The organism is Candidatus Krumholzibacteriia bacterium (assembly GCA_035649275.1).
Classification (GTDB): domain Bacteria; phylum Krumholzibacteriota; class Krumholzibacteriia.
On sequence record DASRJW010000045.1, the window covers coordinates 1 to 18268 of the forward strand.

An 18268-nucleotide genomic window follows, 5' to 3' on the forward strand; every position below is an offset into this window, starting at 1 on the left:
CTCAGACAACGCCGGGCGGAAGCAGCCCCTCAGCTTTGGCCGATCACTCGACCGCCCGCGTAACTCGCCCGTGAGGGTGCGTGCGCCTCCCTCGAAGGAGTTCCGCATGAGGATCACGCGCGTCGAAGCCTGGCCGGTGACGATGCGGCTCTCCGAGCCCTACGCCATCGCTTACGAGAGCATCGAGTCCACGACCAACGTCTTCGTTCGCCTCGAGACCGACGGGCCGCACGTGGGCTACGGCTGCGCGGCACCCGATCTGCCCATCACCGGTGAGAGCGCGGAGAGCGTCCTTCACGCCATCCATGAACAAGCGGCGCCACTGCTCGTCGGTGCCGATCCGACGCGCGTGGGCCTGCAGCACCACCGCCTGCGCCCAGCGCTGCGCCCGCAGCCCGCGGCTTTCGCCGCTCTCGACATGGCGTTGCACGATCTCCTGGGCAAGGAATGCGGCTTGCCGCTCTGGCGCTTGCTCGGTGGCTACCGCGAGTGCATCGAGACGAACGTCACCATCGGCATCCTCTCCGAGGCGGACACCGTGGCCCGGGCACGCGACTGGGTGGCTCGCGGCTTCCGCTGTCTCAAGCTCAAAGGCGGGCGTGACATGGAAGACGACGTCAGTCGCGTGCTGCGGGTCCGCGAAGCCGTCGGCCAGAAGGTCGAACTACGCTTCGACGCCAACCAGGGCTACACGGTGGAACAGGCGCGGCAGTTCGTGACCCGCTCGCGCCAGGCCAAGCTCGTCATCCTCGAACAGCCCACGCCGAAAGGGGAACCGGCGCTCCTCGGCGAGGTGGCCCGCGACGTCCCCATTGCAGTCATGGCCGACGAGAGCCTGATGGGCCTGCGCGACGCCTTCCGCCTCGCCAAGAAGGACGTCGCCGACATGGTGAACGTCAAGCTGATGAAGGTCGGCGGCATCTTCGAGGCGCTGCAGATCAACGCTGTCGCCCGCGCCGCCGGCTACGAGGTCATGGTGGGTTGCATGGACGAAGCGGCGCTCGCCATCGCCGCGGGCCTCCACTTTGCCCTCTCGCGCGCCAACGTCGCCTACGCCGACCTCGACGGCCACCTCGGCCTGCAAGGTGATCCTTCCGACGGTGCCGTCATCCTCCGCGAAGGCATCCTCTACCCCAAGGATGCCCCCGGCCTCGGCTTCGACTTGCCTGCCTGATCGAACCGACACCACCGTGATCACCGGCCCGGACCATGTGGACGCACGCTGACGACGCGTCCCAGCTCTACGTTGAATCAGGCGGGGTTCGTTTTTGCACAATTGGTACAAAGTTTGTACGGCGCTGGGACACCCCCCCGGCGTCGGCTGCGTATCTTGCCTGTGTAGACAGTGAACGCAACGGCAAAGGATCCCGGCGTCCCGACCTGCTCCGAGCTTGGACGCCATGCACAGGAGAGCTCCAATGAACACACACAGAATCCTCACCCCGGAGAGGGCAGCTTCCACAGAGGGCACTCGCGTCCAGCTTCGCGTCATCCACCCTGACCCTCAATCGGCCCGGCGTCACCGCAGCGAAGGGGACTGGTTTCTTGCTCTGATGTACGCGTGCCTGGCGTTGTTCGTCGTCGCACTCGTGATGTACGTCGTCAACCCCGCGGTGACGACAGTCACGGGCGCTCCTGCCGAAGCATGGAGCTCACTGAGACCCTAGGCGCTCTACTTCACCAGCCGATTGTTAGAGCAGACGTCAGCGGGCGGTGGAGACCTCCGGGCCGGAGGGGGAGGAAATCCCGCTCCCGGACCGGGGGTCTCCACGCCGCTGATGGGTGGGACGAGTGACGCGACCAGGGTGCGCGCTGTTCGGGGCCCAGAACCTCACTTGCCCTTCATCAGTTCATCGTAACGCCGCTGCATCTCGCTCGGTGAGACTTCCTCGATGTTGTGCCCGATGTTCCACCGATGGCCGAACGGGTCCCGCACGACCCCGCCACGCTCGCCGTAGAACTCGTCCTGCGGCGGCCTCTCGACCTCGGCCCCGGCCTTGGCGGCGCGTTGGATGAACTCGTCGGCGTTGTCGACATGCAGGTGCATCGTGACCGTGGTCTCCCCGGCCGCCTGTGGCCCTCGGATGCCGCACTCGGGGTACTCGTCTGACAGCATGAGCGTCATGCCGCCGAAGTCCAGCTCGGCGTGGCCGATGCGGCCGCTCGGCTCGGTGAGGCGGAACTTCTCTTGGGCGCCGAAGGCCCGGTTGTAGAAGTCGATGGCCTGCGCTGCGTTCCGGACGTGGAGGTACGGGAACATCTCTTTGATCTTCATCGGTCGCTCCTTTGTGCGTGAACCACCATAGGCCAGTTTGAGGCGGGGGGAGCCTCCGGTCTTGAACGAAATTGACCTCTCCCCCTGTCCGAAAGTCGCACCGCAGAGCCGGACCGGGAGATCCGGGCCTCTAGTCCTTTGCTCATCCGGGCCTCAGGTGTTGTCGTGGGATCCGTACCTCAGAGCCTGGCGCTGGGATCCCTGCCTGGGGCGTCCTGGCCGCCGCTCGAGGGGCGAACGGGGACGTGGTGCGTGTGTCTCGGCGCAAGCGCGCGGAACTCGCCGGGAGTGACGCCGGCGAACTCCCGGAACTCCCGGGTGAAGTGCGGCTGGTCGCTGTATCCAGCGTCCAGGGCGACGTCGACCCACGCGGCCTGCGGGTCGGTGTCCATCCGCCGCATGATGCGCTGGAAACGGAGCAAGCGCGTGTAGAGCTTCGGCGTGACCCCCATAGCGCTCCGGAACAACTCGATGAACCGACGGTGGCTCCATCCACCTTCACGGACCACGTCGTGCACGCTGGCGGTCGTCGTGAAGCGCTCGAGGGCATGCGCCACGGCGGGGTGGAGGGCCCGCACCTTGGGAAGTCGCGCCGCGAGAAACGACTCGAGGATTTCGAGCTGCTGCTCCGGGCTCGCCTCCTGCAGTCGTTCGCGCATCTCGGCAGCCACCGGACCCCAGAGATCGTCCAGAGGCGTGTGACGCCCGGCGAGCTCTTCGGCGGGGACGCCGAACAAGAGCACGGAAGCGCTGGGGTGTAGCTGCGCCCCGACCGAGCCGACGGGCTCGGAGACGTCCCGCACGTAGAACGAGGCGCGTACACCGCCGACGATGGCGTGGCTGATCGTCTGCCCCGTAGGGTCATCGATGCTTTGGAAGAGCCGGAGCGGGTGATCCGTGAGACGGAAGACGAGGTGCATCTCCCCCGTCGGCAGCACGCGCTCGCGGGCGACACCGGCCGGCCGCAGCGAGGCCGTCGGCCCCACCGCCCACAGCGTCTGCACGAACGGGCGCAGGGACGGTCGCGGTGGACGCGTCAACACCCTGGGTGTGACCTGGTGCTTACGCATGAGAGCCCTCGATCGGCCGCCTTGAGTGCACGCCCCGTAGCGCCAGGCCTTGTGGGGCGGGCTGTCGTGACTTGGCACCCGATGGAACCATAGTATCGCTTTCGCCTTTCGCATGGCGACTCCTTGTCGGGACAGGGGAATGCATGAACGCCCGCCTGACGGCCATCGCCCAAGCTTCCGCCGTGCTCATCGCCGGCTCCGTCGCCAGCGTGCTGGCGAAGCTCGCCCTGCGCGACGTCCCCGCCTTCACCTTCGTCTGGCTGCAGATCGCCATCGGTGGCAACCTGCTGACGCTCTACACCTTTGCCTGGCGCCGGGAACGCATCCCGAAGCGTCTCGGCCGGGAGGTGTGGGCCTACATCCTCTGGATCGGGATCGGCAACTTCATGATCGTCCGGGTGCTGTTCATGCTCGCGCTGAGCAAGCTGCCCGCGACGACGCTCACCTACCTGGTCAACTTCGTGGGCATCGTGACCATGTTGATGAGCATCGTGATCCTGTGGGAGAAGCCATCCGCAGTTCAGCTGCTCGGTGCGCTCGTCGCCATTCTCGGTCTGAGAGTGTTCTTCCGCGAGATCCCTCCGCCTGCCGAGATGATCGGTGTGGTGTACGTGGCCGTCGGGGTGCTGGCGCTGGCCTCGACCAACAACATTGCCCGCAAGCTGGCCCTCGTCACCGAGAATGGTCTCTCCAACAGCGTCGTCTCCACGGTCGCCCTGTGGATCGGCGGCCTTCCGGTGGTTCTCGTCGGTCTCCTCACGGATTGGCCGCCAACTGTTTCCAGCGGGAGACACTGGGGCATCATCGCTCTGAACGGAGTGGTTTCGATCACCATCGGTCTCACCGTGTGGAACTACGTCTTGCGCACCCTCCGTTCCTACGAGGCCAGCATCCTCGGCACCTCGACGGTGTTCTACACCGCCTTCTTCGCCGCCCCCATCCTCGGTGAACGCCTCGCCTTGCATCAGATCGGAGGCATCGTGGCGATGCTGGCCGGTGTCGCGTTGGTGCAGCTGCGCCCGGGCCTCCGAGCTGGTGCATGGGGGCGGCGGGATCGGCCGCCAGACTAAGTCGCCGCCGGACCCGCGAGAGCGTGGTCGAGCCGCATGGCGAGATCGCCGACGAACGGCGGCCGTAGAAGCGACTCGTGGTCTCCCGCCACGAGGATCACTTCGGTCCCCTTTTCTGCGAGCCCGCGCCAGCGCAGGCGCGGGTCCCGCCGAGGGTCGCGCCCGAGGAAGGAATCCCGCGCCAGGAACAATGTGAGCCGGCCCGGATACGGCCGCGGACGATAGCGGCGGGCCATGTCTTCGATGGACGCGACCGCCCGGCGCGCGCGGCGGCGAGTCTCCCTGGCGCCGCGGTGGCCTTTCACTTTCCCGACCAAGTATCCGAGCTTGCCCGCCAGAGAGCGGTGAGACAGCTCGCGCCAGTGACGCTCGAGCCGGAGGCCTAGAGGGGCGACGACATGCGTCGGCGAGGACTCGACCACGATCGTATCGATCATCGCGAGGAGCTCGACTTCCACGCCTGCGTCGCACAGTTGCTGGGCGACCTCGAAGGCGATGATTCCGCCGAGGCAATGCCCGCCGAGGCGATACGGCCCTAGCGGTTGTACGTTGCGGATTTCGCTCACGAAATGCGCCGCCACCTCTTCGACAGAGATCGTGGCGGGGCACGATGCGCGGCCGTCGAGCACCGCGGCCTGAACGCCGTACAGCGGTTGCTCTGCGTCCATGGCGGTTGCCAAGTCGCGAAAAACCATGGTGTCGTCCTGCCCCCCTGGCAAACAGAAAAAGGGCAGGCGACGTCCCTCGGCGTGCAACGGAATGACCCTGTAGGGCGGCGGCGGCTCTCGCTCGATCATGGCGGCCAGCTGCTCGACCGTGGGAGCGCGGAAGAGCGCCGCCGTGGGCAGGTGAATCCCGAAGACGGCCTCGATCTCCGCCACGATGCGCACGGCAAGAAGCGAGTCGCCGCCGCACTCGAAGAAACTGTCCTGCATGCCGATGGGGGAGTGTTCGAGCACCTCCTCCCAGATCTGGATCAGCTTGCGCTCTTTCTCCGTCCGCGGCGCGGCCACGACCGCAGGGACGATCCTGGCCGTCGTCGATACCTCCGTGGAAATTGGCGCTGGTGCGCTGGTGTCCTGCTTGGATTCCGGGACGGCAGCAGGGGACTCTAGACGCTGGTGTACGCGTGGGTTTCTCGCATCCAGACCGATGAAGAGGTGTGGATGCTCCGACCGCAACGCCGCCCAGAGCGTCGACAAACCTTCTGCGGGCGAGAGCGGCAAGTACCCTTGGGCCCGAAGCGCCGCGTCGTACACATCATCTCGATTCATTCCGGTGCTCGTCCAGGAACTCCACAGGAGACAGTGTGCGCGCATTCCCAACGACTGTTGCTGGTGTGCGAGTCCGATCAGGAAGGCATTGGCGGCGGCATAGGCGCCATGGAGCGCACCCCCGGTATCCCCGAGCATGGAGGAGAAGCTCACGAACAGCGCCCCAACCCGCTCCCGGAGGAGCCGATGCAGCACCCATGCCCCGAGCACCTTGGCGCGGAGCACGCGCGCCAGCGTCGTCGTCGTTTCGTCGGCGAGCGCACGTGACTCGTAGAGTCCGGCGAGATGGAAGACCCCGTCGGGCATCTTGCCCCAACGGTGCACAGCCTCCTGCAGCGCAGAGTCCACGGCTTCCGCATCCGCGATATCGGCAGAGTGGTAGACGATCTCGCCGCCCAGTCCCTGCAAATCACGCAGCGTCGCCTCGACCTCGATCGCCTTCCTTCGCCCGATGACGAGGAGCCTGGCCCGATGGCGACTGAGCAACTCGCGGACGAGAGCAGCGCCGATGCCACCCAGGCCACCGCTCACGATGTAGAAGCCGCCGGTGACGATGGGTGTGGATGCGGCGGGGACGCCTGCTGCATTTTCGGCTGGCGGGATCTCGGCAGCGTGCTTCGGTGTCACCTCAGCGGTGAGGTCCGGCGGTATCTCGGTGCTGACGAGCTGCGTCCGCCAGCGGCGGCCGTGACGGTAGGCGATCTCGGTGCTCACCGCGGCGGCAGCGAGCTCACGAACCAGGTCGTCCAGCTCTCCTGTTTTTTGCGCTCCCGCCAGATCGCAGTGGACGACGACGAGACCTGGGATTTCACGCGGGAAGGTCTTCAGCAGGCCGGGCAAGGCGGCCTTCTCACAGGCCACGCCCTCGCCGGGCTGCACCTCGAAGGCGCCATTCGACACGACCCAGAGGTTGCGAAGCGACTCTGTCCTCATGCTTCGAGCCAGCGCCTGCGCGAGGTGCAGCACGCTGTGCAGGCCGAGGGCTTGTTGCTTCTCGAGCTCGGTCGCGGTGAGCAAGGGCCTGTCGGCTGCATGAGTCCAGAGGTGCACAAAGCGGCGCGGTGACAGCCCCTCCTTTTCAAGGCTCGAGAGCAGGAGACCGTAGTCGCTCGGAGCATGGGGATCGACGACGTATTGCCCTGGCCTGCTTCGCAAGAACTTCTTTCCTGGCACGACGACAGTGACGTCGTGACCCTCTTCTGCGAGCCGTCGGGCCAGCGATTCTCCCAGACCCAATTCGTCGGCGAACACCAGCCACGGGCCCTTGGGAAGAAGCGCTTGCGCGAGTCGAGGAACTTCGCGCCAGACTCGCCGATGGAACCCTCCCGGCAGCGCTGCGGTGTCTCGAAACTCGCCCGCTTCGAAGCGTCGCCGCAGCTCGGAGCGGCGGATCTTGCCGATCGCGGTCTTGGGGATCTGCTGGCGCGGGAGCAGGACGAGATGCTCGGCGGGGATCCCGATATCGCGGAGCAGTGTCGCACGGATGCGTTCCGCCAGCTCTCGCCGTGCCTCGGCCTCCGTCAGCGGCGTGCTGTAGAAGATCACGAGCTTGTCAGTCTGCTCGGCAGGAGCCCGGGTCGCACAAGCGGCGGTGAACGAGGTTTCCACGCCTGCCACTTCTTCGACCGCAGCCTCGATGCGGTGACAGGAATAGTTCACACCGTGGACGATGACGATGTCCTTCTCGCGGCCCGTGAGAGTGAGCTGCCCTTCCCGCAGGAAACCGACGTCACCAGTGCGCAGCCACCCGTCCGCCGTGAACGATGACCGCGTGGTCTCCGGGTCGTTCCAGTAGCCGGAGGTGACCGCGACGCCACGCACCTGCAGCGCGCCAGTGTCACCCTCGGCCACGACGTGGTCCTCGCTGTCGGTGATCCGCACCGCCAATCCCGGCAGCGGGGTACCGACCTCCACCCAGGCATCGGTGGCGGAGGTCGCATTGCGCGAGAAGAGCTCCGAGTAGGTGACGCCGGAAGAAGTCTCCGACATCCCCCAGGCCGGATGCATCGCCGTCTCCGGGAGGCCGAAGGGAGTGAGCAGTTCGAGGAAGCGACGCGCCGTCTGGGGCACGATGGTCTCACCGCCATTGAGGACGAAGCGCAAGCACCGCAGGTCCCAACGGCGCCCCGTCATGCTTTCCGCCCGGTCGTTGACAAGGGCGTAAGCGAAGTTGGGAGCCCAGGTGAGGCTCACACGATGGCGGTGCACGAGATCGAGCCAGAGGAGCGGCGACTGCAGAATGGCTTCCGCGGGCACGTGGATCTGCCGGCAACCAGTCACCACGTCGCGCAGGTGGAACATGACCAGCCCGCCGACATGCTCGAGGGGCAACCAATTGAGCGAGATGTCGCGGTCCGTGAAGGAGTGACGTTGCGCCGCGGCCTGGGCGGAGCCGAGCAGGTTGGCGTGGCTCAGCATCACTGCCTTGGGCCGCGCCGTGCTGCCCGAGGTGAGGAGGAGGAGGGCAAGGTCATCAGGGGCTGACGAGTGCTCTTGCGCCGCCGGCCGGCTGTGCAGCAGATCCTCGAACACGAGGACATCGGAGGTGGGAATCCCGGCGGAGAGGAAGATGGTTCGCAGTACCGGAGCAAGCGCTGCCGTACAGAGGATGCGGGCACCACCGAGCAGAGCCAGCGCCTCGAGGAATCGCCGCGCCGCCGGTTGCTGCGGGTCGCTCGCCGCGACTGCGGCTGTCGGCGTCGGTACGACGCCCGCCAGGATGCAGCCCCAGAAGGCGGGGACCAATTCGCTGGCGCTAGGGAACTGGAAGAGCACGATGTCGCCGGGTCGAAGCCCCCGCGCGCGTAGACCGCCGCTGATCCGTCGCGCCTGCTCGAGAAGCGTCGCGTACGACTGCTGGACCTTGTCCCCGAGCGGTTGCAGGTACAGGATGCCGCGTGCCGGGGAAAGGTCAGCGGCTCGCCGCAGCGCCTGCGGCAGGATCGTGGGCGCGCCAGGCGAGAAACGTAATGGCCCCCCGTCACTCTGGGAGAGTGACGCCCGTGGCTGCGAGGGGCTCTTGCGGAGAATCCCCGTTCTCGAAGCCATGCTGTTCTGCAAAGGAGTAAGCGTTAGCTGTTTGTCGTGCCGGAACCCCATTCGTCGAAAGTGACCGAGGAATGATAGCACACGTTTGCACTGCGAGCCGGCACGACTCGTCGAAACATGGCGACGCCCGGCATCGAAGCTGCTCGCTCGATCTGCGGGAGACTTCCAGGAGCGGACGGTGGATTCTGGGGCCGTCCCGGATGCAGGATAGGACCGGGCCCGAGCTCTCCCCGAGGTCGCCATGTCCACGACGCGTTCCGGCCGCATGCTCGCCGCCCTGCTCTTCCTGGCAGCATCCGTCACCATCCTGAACGTGACCCTGTGGCTACAGTACCGGGACACGCGCGCCGCTCTGGAAGCCGAGCTGGCGCGCCGCCTGGAGTCGCTAGCCCAGACGCTCGGTGCCGTGCTCGATCCGGAGCAGGTGGTGAACGCCTGGTTCGAGCCGAGCCAGGACGTGGAAACGACGACGCCGGCACTCGCCGACTCGTTCGCGAGCGGCACCGACGCCTTGCTCTTGCGCAGTCGACTCGCCGCCATCATGGACGCGGCCGATCTGGCGAACATCACGCTCTACGACCAAGAGGCCAGGCCTTTTCTCGACGCCATCCACACGGCCGGCGACCTCCTGCGCCAGGATCCGCTGTACCGGGCCGAGGTGCTGGCCGCCCTGCGCGGCAGCCCGGCCCACACGTCGCTCTATCGCTCCGGGCAGGAATACCTGATGTCGGGCTACGCCCCGATCCAGGGCGATTCGAGCTTCGCCGTGGGAGTCGAGGCGGACGCTCGTTTCTTCGCCGGTCTGCGCCGGTTGGGGCAATCCCTCTTCGTGCTCGGCGCCGGCAGCTTGGCGGTCCTCGTGGTGCTGGGAATTTTTCATGCGCGCGCCCAGAGCCGCCTCGCCCGTGCCGAGGCCGCAGTGCAACGCGCCGAGACCCTCGCTTCCATGGGCCGCATGGCGGCAGGCATTGCTCACGAGATCCGCAATCCTCTCGGGATCATCCGGGCGACGGCGACGCGCTTGAAGAAACTCCATGGCGACCCCGCCTCTCCGGACGAGAAGTTCGACTACATCGAGGAGGAAGTGGATCGTCTGAGCGCCGTCCTGGACGGGTACCTCGGCTTCGCCCGTGACGAGGCGCCGCGCTTCGCCAGCCTCGACCTGGTCGCGCTCGTGCAGCGCACGCTGCGTCTCATGCAGCCCGAGCTGGAGTCTGCCCGCGTCTCCCTGGAGACCGAGATGCCCGCGTCCTGCAGTGTGCGCGGTGACGCTCAGCGCCTGCGGCAGCTGCTCATGAATCTGGTGCTCAACGCGGTACAAGCCATGAACGGCGGCGGTCGCCTGCGAGTGCAGGTGCGAACGGAGGAATCCTTTGCCTGCCTCGCCGTCGCCGATTCGGGCTCCGGCATTCCGCCGGCGCTCCGGAACCGCGTGTTCGAGCCGTTCTTCACCACCAAGGAGAAAGGCAGCGGCCTCGGTCTCGCCATCGTCCAGCGGATCGTGGAGGAGCACCAAGGCCAGATCCAAATGGAAGCGCCCGCTGGCGGGGGCACACGCGTCGAGGTGCGGCTCCCCAGCGCATGAACCTGGGGGTTCCTGGCGAAGTGCCGGCTCGTGGCAAGGTGCAGGTTCGTGGCAGGGTGCCGTGCGCCGGCGTACTCGCGTCCATCCTGGCGCCGTGACCTGCCATTGACTAGGCTGCCCCATGTGCGCCCCGTGCTCGAGCGCATGCCGATGGGGCGGGATCGAGGTGAGCATGCCGCACATCCTCATCGTCGACGACGAGAAACGCATGGGCCAGCTCTTGGGAGAGGAGTTGGCGGAGGCGGGCTTTCGCGTGCAGGTGGAAACCACGGGGGCGGGAGCGCTGCAGCGCTTGCAGTCGGACCACTTCGACCTGGTCATCTCTGATATCCGCATGACTCCGCCCGACGGAATGGAAATCCTCCGCGCCGTGAAGGAGCACTCGCCGCAGACCGATGTCGTCATGATGACGGCGTACTCGTCGGTGCAGAGCGCCCGTGAGGCTTTCAAGCTCGGCGCCACGGATTACGTGCTGAAGCCCTTCGACATCGAAGAGGTGCGTCGCATCGTGGAGAGCATCCTGGAGAAGCGGCGGCTGGCGCAGGAGAACGTTTCCTTGGCGCAGGAAAACCGCCTGCTCCGTGACCAGCTCGCGGGCCGGGAGCGCGTCCCGATCGTCGGCGAAAGCGCCGCCGTGCAGGAGCTGCGCCGGCTGATCGGTCTCGTCGCCAGCAGCGAAGCCACGGTCCTGATCCAGGGCGCCAGCGGCTCCGGGAAGGAGCTCGTGGCTCGGGAGATCCACGTGCAGAGCAGTCGTGCCGCGCGGCCCTTCGTCGCGGTGAACTGCGCCGCCATTCCGGATTCCTTGCTCGAAAGCGAGCTCTTCGGCCACGAGAAGGGCGCCTTTACCGGCGCCGAGGCGCGCCGGCAGGGACGCTTCGAGCTCGCTCAGAGCGGAACGATTTTCCTCGACGAGATCGGCGAGATGGGTGCCGAGGTGCAGGCCAAGCTCCTCCGCGTTCTCGAGGAGCGCAAGGTGACGCGTCTCGGTGGCGCCCAGTCCTTCGACGTCGACATCCGCATTCTCGCCGCCACCAACAGGGATCTCGCCAGCGCCATCGCCCGGGGAAGCTTCCGGGAAGACCTCTTCTACCGCCTGAACGTGTTCCCCATTCAGGTGCCGTCGCTGGCGGCGCGGCGGGACGACGTGCCGCTCCTCGCCGAGTTCTTCTTGCGCGAGTTGCGCTACCCCCACGCGCAGTTGCCTGCCAATATGGCAGAGCAGCTCCGCGCCCAGGACTGGCCCGGCAACGTGCGGGAGCTCCGCAATGTGGTGGAACGCGCCACGATCCTGGCGCAGGGGCAACCACTCACTGCCACGCACTTCCCCCAGAGCGGCATCTCGGGACAAGCACCGAGCCTCTCCGGACCCACGATCGGGGTCGCGGGACAAGGGCCGCAATGGACTGCTGGCGCGGATCAGCCGATGGACCTTCCCGCCGGTGGCGTCGACCTCGACCGCCTCGAGGCGCACCTCATTCGACGCGCGCTGGAGCGAACGAACAACAACAAGACCGAGGCCGCCAAACTCCTCGGAATGACACGGCGGACGCTCTACAGCCGCATGGAGAAGCACGGCATTCCCATCTGAGGATGGCCGCGGCGCATCGTGCCTGGGCGCATTGGGCGTCGCAGCGGCGGAAGCTGAGCCCTCGGTTTCAGACGCCGCAGCAGAGGAATCACCGCCGGGAGATGGATCACCTCTGGGCTCCGTGTCTGGATCCGCGGCGTTCGCGCTGGTTCAGTGGTGTACGGGACGGTACAGCCGGATTCGGTGACGACCCTCGGCAGCATTCGAGACAGCGCCGTAGGTGCTTGTCAGAGCTCCAGTTCGCCTCTGCCTCCCAGAGGCCCCAGCGTGGAGCGCGGCTTGCTCGACGGAAGCGAGGAGAACGCCACAAGGCGCGCACCCGAGGCCGGTGAGCGCCGGCCCGGCGGGAAATGACACCGGGCAGGCCCTGTCGAGGGATCGACCCGCAAGGAGTCGACACCATGCGCCACGACCCATCCCCCATCGCCCGGCAGGCCGGCCTCGTGGTGCTCGCCCTCCTCTGCTGCCTCGGCGCCTTCGCGGCCGACGCGGGGGCGCAGGAGCGCGAGCGCCTGCGAAACGAGCTCGAACGCACCGACCAGATCCTCGAGCGCGCTCGTACGGTCGTGGAAGAGCACGGCAACTTGCGGGCGCGCGAGCAACTGAGCTTCGCTTTCCAGCTGCAGGAAAGAGCCAAGACCATCGCCTTCTCACCGTACGCCGGCTTGGTGGAGCTGCAGCGTGCGCTCGAACTCTCTCTCCGCGCCCGCTCTCTCGCCGAACGTGCCGTGCAGATCGCCTCCCAGCAGGCACACCTGGAGCAGCGCGCGCAGCAGGCGCTCGAGCGGCTGGAGCGCCGTCTCGAGGAAGCTCGAGCCGCCGCCGGTGACGTGCCCGACGAGAGCTCGGTGCGCACCCTGGAGCTCGCGACCCGACGCCTCGAACAGGCGCGCGAAGCCTTCCACGAGCAGCGCTTCCAGGAAGTGATCGGCATCAGCATCGACACGATGCGCTTCCTCGACAGTTTCGTCCGCCCCGAGCCGGGACAGCGCCTGGAGCGGATCCTCGAGAACACACGCCACCTGCTCGAGCGCGCCGCGGCGGACGCGGGGGAGAACGCCCGCGCGCAGGAAATCTTGCAGCGCGCCACAACCCTCCTCGAGCAGGCGGAAGCCCAGCGCCTCGCCGGCCATCCCGACGCCGCCGAGCGGTTGGTGCAGCAGGCTCGCGAGCTCGTTCTCAACGCCATGCGTCTCCGCGAGGCGCCGCTGGATGCGGGCCGGGTGGATCTCGTTCTGGAGGAGACCGCCACCTACGTGGACGATGCGATGCAAAGGGTCCAGGACTCCGCCAGCCCAGAAGCTGTGACGCTTCTCGAGAACGCCAAGCGCCATCTGGAGCGCGCCCGGGAGTTGCGACTGGAGAACAAGCTGCAGCAGGCGCTGGAGGAAGCCCGCGTGGCCCGCAACCTGGCTCGCCGTGCCGTGCAGCTCGCCGGAGTCGGTGACCTCTGAGCCCGGGGTTCGATGACCTTTGCGCCCGGGTCTGGTTTTTCCCGTTTCGATCCCCGTGTCGTGGACGGCAAGTATGTGTGGGCAGCCCGCTCGTTTCCTCGCTGCGTGGCTCCTTGCGAGGCTCCCGGCGCCTCCCTATGTCCCAGCGTGGCTCGCGACGCTCGCGTTCTTCCCAGCCGGCGCCTTTCTTCTCGCCGCGCTCACCTCTTCTCCCGCCGGCGCTCAAGATCTCCTGGCGGCACCGGAAAGAGCCTGGATCCTGCGTTCCAGTGTGGCCCTGGCCTACGACTCCTTCGGCCAGCGCTACACCGTGGCGGACGACGACACCCTGGATCTCATCGACGAGCTGAGCGGCCGCTGGATCCTGGGCTTGGAACACCGCGGCAACGCCTGGTTCGAGCTCGCCAACAGCCTCGGCATCGGCCAGGAAGCGACACGAAACGATACCCACCTGGGATTGCGCTGGCGTGCTCGCACCCTCGACGTCCAGATTCTCGATGATTTGCACACCAAGGCCTGGCGCGAACTCTCACAGTACACGCTCTCCAGCGACTACCTCACCAACACGTCGCGCCTTCTCGTCACCGTGTGGCCCGTGGGGCCGTGGCGGCTGCGCGGCACCGGTCGCTTGGAGAACGCCCACTTCATGCAACGTTCGCGTTACAACTACGACTACTGGCGTCACGACCTGGGCGCCGAGGTGGAACGACGCTGGGGCGTTTTCTCCGAGCTCCGGGGTGGGTACTCCTACGGCCGGCGCGAAGTGCCGGATTCCACCGCCATCGACTACCGGGCACATCGGATCACCGCGGGCTGGACACAGGAATTCGGCGCCCACACGCTGACGCTGGACCAATGGGTGGAGCGCCGGCGCTATCGGGACACGGGGACGCGCAGCCCCTACCTGGACTACGAGGCGGACCTGACGCTCAGCGCCGCCCTCGGCATGAGCACCCGCCTGCGCCCGGCCTACCGGGCGTTGGTCACCAACTACGACCTCCCCGACAGCATCTACACCGACGCCACGGAGCAGTCGGTGGAGATCCTCTTGGAGCGAGAGCTCACGCCGAACACCACCCTTGGAGTGGGACCACGCGGCGAGTTCCGCCGCACCGGGAGCGTCTTCGACCGCCCCTACGACCAGTGGGGGCTGAAGGGGACACTTTCCTACCTCCCGGGGCCGTCGCTCTGGGTGCAGTTCTCCAACGAGATCGGCGTCCGCACCCATCGAGCCGGCAGCGAGGTCCTGTTCACCGACTACCTCTTCAACTGGTCGACGCTCATGCTCTCTTGGCACTTCCCGCCTAGGCTCAACCTGGACCTGTTCTTCAGCCTCGAGCCCGAAGACCACGCCGACGACCGCGACGACACCACCACCTTGCTCGTCTCCACCGCGCTCACCTTCGGCCTGTACTGAGCCCGTCGCCCCCGGCGGCGCCCCCAGCCGTACACCGGATCTTTCTCCTGTACCCAGGGGTTCACATCGACGGCACGCGCGGCCCCAACCAGCGCCGTGCTCTGCAGCCAAGCATCTGACTCTGCGATACTTATAAAATAGGGTGGGGTTGCCGTAGGGGTGGCACCGGCGCTGCAGAGCAGGAACACGACGGTTCGAGATCGCCTCCCAGGATCGAGGCGATCCTGGGTTTCAGACCTAAGGAGACAACATGCGAGCGCCATCCCTGTTCCAGCGGGGCCTTCTGTGGGGCGCGTCATTGGTGTGGCTCGTGGGGTGCGACTTCCTCACGGGTTCGGAACAGAGCCCTGCCACGCCCAGCGCCGACTGGGAGGCATCGACGAATCTCACCGGCGAGTACGGCGGCTACGAGTACACCGATGAGCAACCGGCCTTCGGGGATCCGGCCGTCGCCAAGATCGACGCCGAGGAAAGCATGGTGCCGGTGGAGCCCGCCGAAGTACCTCCGGGCGCCTTCGCGCTCCGGGTCCTCTGGGGGCAGCTGCGCGGCAACCGCGACAACACGCAGGTGACCGATTGGAGCGGCCAGATCGCGGTGAGCAGCGGCGGCGTCGGCGTCCTGCACACCATCGCCTTCGAACCACCCGGCGACCACTTGCTGCCGCGGGAGAATCGCCAGGTGCTCGGCTTCGTCTCGCACACGCAGCCGTCCTTCGACGGCTTGCTCCTCATCGTCGCAGCCGGTGATGATCCGGCAGCCACCTTCAGCTTCCGCACCGCTCCCTACTCCAACACCTGGACGATGCGCGAGCTGCGTTCGATTTCCACGGTGATCCCGGTGGACGATCTCGGCAACGCTGTCGCCGTCGAAGCCATCTCCCTCGACCCGGCGTGCCCGAACGGCTACGTCCGCGGCCACTGGGTCCGCCGCACGGCGGAAGAGCGCGGCGTCTTCCGCGGTGTGTGGGCGACGGCGTTAGGGATGCCTCTGGGCCACATCCGCGGCCACTTCGGCATCAACGCGGAAGGCCAGCACGTGTGGTTCGGCAAGATCATCGACCGCGAAGGTCGGGTGCTCGGTCTCGCCCGTGGCATGTGGGCGCCGAACGATGACCCAGCCATGCCGGGCGGCAACTTCGCCGGCCACTGGGTGGCGCGCGGCGGCGAGCGTCAGGGCGACGTGGGCGGCCACTACCTGCCCACCCGCGAGACCGATGTCGGGATCGCCGGCTTCTTCGCCGGCCGCTGGAACACCGACTGCGGTGAGCCCGTGAACCCCGTGCTCCCTTGAGCTTCGAGCCGGATGGGCGCGACCTCGGGCGCAAAAGGCGAGGCCCCTTCCGGGGGCCTCGCTCGTTTCGTCGTAGACGATGGTCGTGGTCAGAGTCGGCGCGCCGGCCCCATGGCCGGCGTCCTTGACCGCCAGAGCGTCACCAGATCTTGACTCGCTGCTCCGGGGCCAGGTACATGCCATCGCCCTGCTTGACCTTGAAAACCTCATAGAACGCATCGAAGTTACGTAGCGGCCCGTTGGCGCGGAACTGGGGCGGCGCATGCGGGTTCGTCAGCACCAGCCGCCGCATGGCCTCGTCGCGCGACTTGGAGCGCCAGATCTGAGCGAAGCCCATGAAGTAGCGCTGGTCGCCGGTGAGCCCGTCGATGACCGGCGCTTCCTTCCCCTGCAGCGAGGTCTTGTAGGCGAGCCAGCCGATGGTGAGGCCAGTGAGGTCGCCGATGTTCTCGCCTAGCGTCAGCTGGCCGTTGACGTTGAGATCCGCCAGGGCCTTGAAGCTGTTGTACTGCTCCACCAGCGCCTGCGCCTTCGCGGTGAAGGCGCTGGCGTCGGCCTCGGTCCACCAGTCCTTGAGGTTGCCGTCGCCGTCGGTCTTGCGGCCCTGATCGTCGAAAGCATGGCCGATTTCATGGCCGATGACCGCGCCGATGGCGCCATAGTTCACCGCGTCGTCGGCGCTGGGGTTGAAGAAGGGCGGCTGCAGGATGGCCGCCGGGAAGACGATCTCGTTCATGCGCGCGTTGTGATAGGCGTTCACCGTCTGCGGCGTCATCAGCCACTCGCTCCGGTCCACGGCTTGATCGATCCGCCCGAGCCTACGGTCGTACTCCCAGGCCGCGGCCCGCGTCAGATTGCCGAGAGCGTCGTCGCGGCGGATCTCCAGGGTCGAGTAGTCCTTCCAGCGCTCGGGATAGCCGATCTTGCTGGTGAACTTGACCCGTTTCTCCTGCGCTTTGGTCTTGGTCTCCGCCGACATCCAAGCGAGTTTGTCGATCGACACTTGGAAGGCCTGGAGGACGTTGCGCACCAGCTCGTTCATCCGTTTCTTCGCCTCCGGGGGGAAGTGCCGCTCGACGTACACCTTGCCCACGGCCTCGCCGAGGGAACCGTTCACCACCCCGACGCTGCGTTGCCAGCGCGGCTCCATTTCTTCCACGCCATTGATGAGCTTGTCGTAGAACTCGAAGTGCGCGACCTCGAACTCGCTGGGCATCCAAGGCGCGGCGCTGTCGATGACATGGAAGCGGAGATAGTTCTTCCAGTCCTCGAGGGGCACAGTTTCCATCAGCTCGCCGACCTTGGTCATGTAGCTCGGCTGGCGCACGAAGAGATCCTGGCGGCCGGCCATGCCCGCCGCCTCCAGGAACTTCGGCCAGGCGATCTTGGGGCTGACGGTGCCGAGAGCGGTGACGAGATAGACATTGTTGGTCTTGGTGGCGTCGCGGTTGTCCTCCGGCGTCCACTGTGCCTCGGCGATCTTCATCTCCAGGTCGTACACGCTGCGCGCCCGGCCGGCGCCGTCGCTCAAGCCCGCCAAGGTGAACATGCGCGTGATGTACTCCGGATACTTGGCCCGGATCTGCTCGTTCTTCTCCCCTTCCTTCAGATAGTAGTTGCGGTTGGGGAGTCCGAGACCCGACTGGGTCAAATAGACGGCGTAATGCGTCGAGTTCCTCGAGTCGACATTGACGAGGGGGGAAATCGGCACGCCGAGACCGAGGCGGGAGAACTCCGCGAAGGCCCGCTGCAGGTCGGTCTGGTTGGCGATTTTGTCGATGCGCTCGAGGTGCGCCCGCAAGGGTGTCGTCCCCAGGGCGCCGATCTTTTCCTCGTCCATCAGGCTGGCGTAGAGATCGCCGATCTTCTGCTCTTCCGAACCGGGCTTCAAATCCTTGCGCTGGGACAGCGCCTCGATGATCTCACGTTGGTGCTTGTCGCTATCATCCCGGAGGATCGCGAAGCTCCCCCAGGTCGCCTTGTCGGCGGGGATCTCCGTTTTGTCGATCCAGCCGCCGTTCACGTAGCGGTTGAAATCGTCCTGCGGCCGCACGCTGGTGTCGAAGCCGCTGCGGTCGATCCCGGACCCTAGCGGCGCCGCCGCGAGTGGCGCGGATGCGGTCAACGTACCCAGGCTTGCCCGCAGCAGCACACGGGCGCTTCCAACCCAGCGTTTCGCCATGACGGGAGCTC

The 18268-nt window shown here is 66.7% G+C and carries 11 protein-coding genes; 7 read left to right on the plus strand and 4 right to left on the minus strand.

Annotated features, from left to right (window positions below; genetic code table 11):
* Positions 1–106 precede the first annotated feature (106 nt).
* A complete protein-coding gene (locus VFE28_04495) occupies positions 107–1174 on the plus strand; it encodes a dipeptide epimerase (protein HZM15242.1) in 1068 nt (355 codons plus the stop codon).
* Positions 1175–1831: 657 nt separating this feature from the next.
* Here VFE28_04495 and VFE28_04500 read toward each other — a convergent pair.
* Complete coding sequence (locus VFE28_04500) at positions 1832–2275, minus strand: VOC family protein (protein ID HZM15243.1); 444 nt, start codon at positions 2273–2275, stop codon at positions 1832–1834.
* Positions 2276–2454: 179 nt separating this feature from the next.
* Positions 2455–3345, minus strand: a complete 891-nt coding sequence (locus VFE28_04505; protein HZM15244.1) for an AraC family transcriptional regulator — start codon at positions 3343–3345, stop codon at positions 2455–2457.
* A gap of 143 nt (positions 3346–3488) precedes the next feature.
* On the opposite strand from VFE28_04505, the gene VFE28_04510 reads away from it, so the two are divergent.
* Positions 3489–4415, plus strand: a complete 927-nt coding sequence (locus VFE28_04510) for a DMT family transporter (protein ID HZM15245.1) — start codon at positions 3489–3491, stop codon at positions 4413–4415.
* Here VFE28_04510 and VFE28_04515 read toward each other — a convergent pair.
* Positions 4412–8737, minus strand: coding sequence for an SDR family NAD(P)-dependent oxidoreductase (locus tag VFE28_04515; GenBank protein HZM15246.1), 4326 nt, complete (start codon positions 8735–8737; stop codon positions 4412–4414). The genes VFE28_04510 and VFE28_04515 overlap by 4 nt on opposite strands.
* A 241-nt stretch (positions 8738–8978) precedes the next feature.
* On the opposite strand from VFE28_04515, the gene VFE28_04520 reads away from it, so the two are divergent.
* The 5 genes from VFE28_04520 (at position 8979) to VFE28_04540 (ending at position 16075) form a co-directional block, all read left to right on the plus strand.
* Positions 8979–10322 carry an ATP-binding protein gene (locus VFE28_04520; GenBank protein ID HZM15247.1) on the plus strand — a complete coding sequence of 448 codons (1344 nt, stop codon included), beginning with the start codon at positions 8979–8981 and terminating at the stop codon, positions 10320–10322.
* A 172-nt stretch (positions 10323–10494) separates the two neighbouring features.
* The gene (locus tag VFE28_04525; GenBank protein HZM15248.1) at positions 10495–11913 is read left to right on the plus strand and encodes a sigma-54 dependent transcriptional regulator; all 1419 of its coding nucleotides are present in this window, start codon (positions 10495–10497) and stop codon (positions 11911–11913) included.
* 401 nt (positions 11914–12314) lie between these two features.
* A complete protein-coding gene (locus VFE28_04530) occupies positions 12315–13367 on the plus strand; it encodes a hypothetical protein (protein ID HZM15249.1) in 1053 nt (350 codons plus the stop codon).
* 73 nt (positions 13368–13440) lie between these two features.
* Positions 13441–14784 carry a hypothetical protein gene (locus VFE28_04535; protein ID HZM15250.1) on the plus strand — a complete coding sequence of 448 codons (1344 nt, stop codon included), beginning with the start codon at positions 13441–13443 and terminating at the stop codon, positions 14782–14784.
* 250 nt (positions 14785–15034) lie between these two features.
* Entirely contained in the window at positions 15035–16075 is a 1041-nt protein-coding gene (locus tag VFE28_04540) for a hypothetical protein (protein ID HZM15251.1), read from the plus strand.
* A gap of 139 nt (positions 16076–16214) precedes the next feature.
* Here VFE28_04540 and VFE28_04545 read toward each other — a convergent pair whose 3' ends face one another.
* Complete coding sequence (locus tag VFE28_04545) at positions 16215–18257, minus strand: M13-type metalloendopeptidase (GenBank protein HZM15252.1); 2043 nt, start codon at positions 18255–18257, stop codon at positions 16215–16217.
* Between the last annotated feature and the right edge of the window lie 11 nt (positions 18258–18268).

Bases quoted from the DNA above. Each gene is read 5' to 3' on its own strand.
- VFE28_04510 (HZM15245.1), top strand. From the start codon at position 3,489: ATGAACGCCCGCCTGACGGCCATCGCCCAAGCTTCCGCCGTGCTCATC.
- VFE28_04505 (HZM15244.1), bottom strand. From the start codon at position 3,345: ATGCGTAAGCACCAGGTCACACCCAGGGTGTTGACGCGTCCACCGCGA.
- VFE28_04530 (HZM15249.1), top strand. From the start codon at position 12,315: ATGCGCCACGACCCATCCCCCATCGCCCGGCAGGCCGGCCTCGTGGTG.
- VFE28_04495 (HZM15242.1), top strand. From the start codon at position 107: ATGAGGATCACGCGCGTCGAAGCCTGGCCGGTGACGATGCGGCTCTCC.
- VFE28_04535 (HZM15250.1), top strand. From the start codon at position 13,441: ATGTGTGGGCAGCCCGCTCGTTTCCTCGCTGCGTGGCTCCTTGCGAGG.
- VFE28_04500 (HZM15243.1), bottom strand. From the start codon at position 2,275: ATGAAGATCAAAGAGATGTTCCCGTACCTCCACGTCCGGAACGCAGCG.
- VFE28_04520 (HZM15247.1), top strand. From the start codon at position 8,979: ATGTCCACGACGCGTTCCGGCCGCATGCTCGCCGCCCTGCTCTTCCTG.
- VFE28_04515 (HZM15246.1), bottom strand. From the start codon at position 8,737: ATGGCTTCGAGAACGGGGATTCTCCGCAAGAGCCCCTCGCAGCCACGG.
- VFE28_04545 (HZM15252.1), bottom strand. From the start codon at position 18,257: ATGGCGAAACGCTGGGTTGGAAGCGCCCGTGTGCTGCTGCGGGCAAGC.
- VFE28_04540 (HZM15251.1), top strand. From the start codon at position 15,035: ATGCGAGCGCCATCCCTGTTCCAGCGGGGCCTTCTGTGGGGCGCGTCA.
- VFE28_04525 (HZM15248.1), top strand. From the start codon at position 10,495: ATGCCGCACATCCTCATCGTCGACGACGAGAAACGCATGGGCCAGCTC.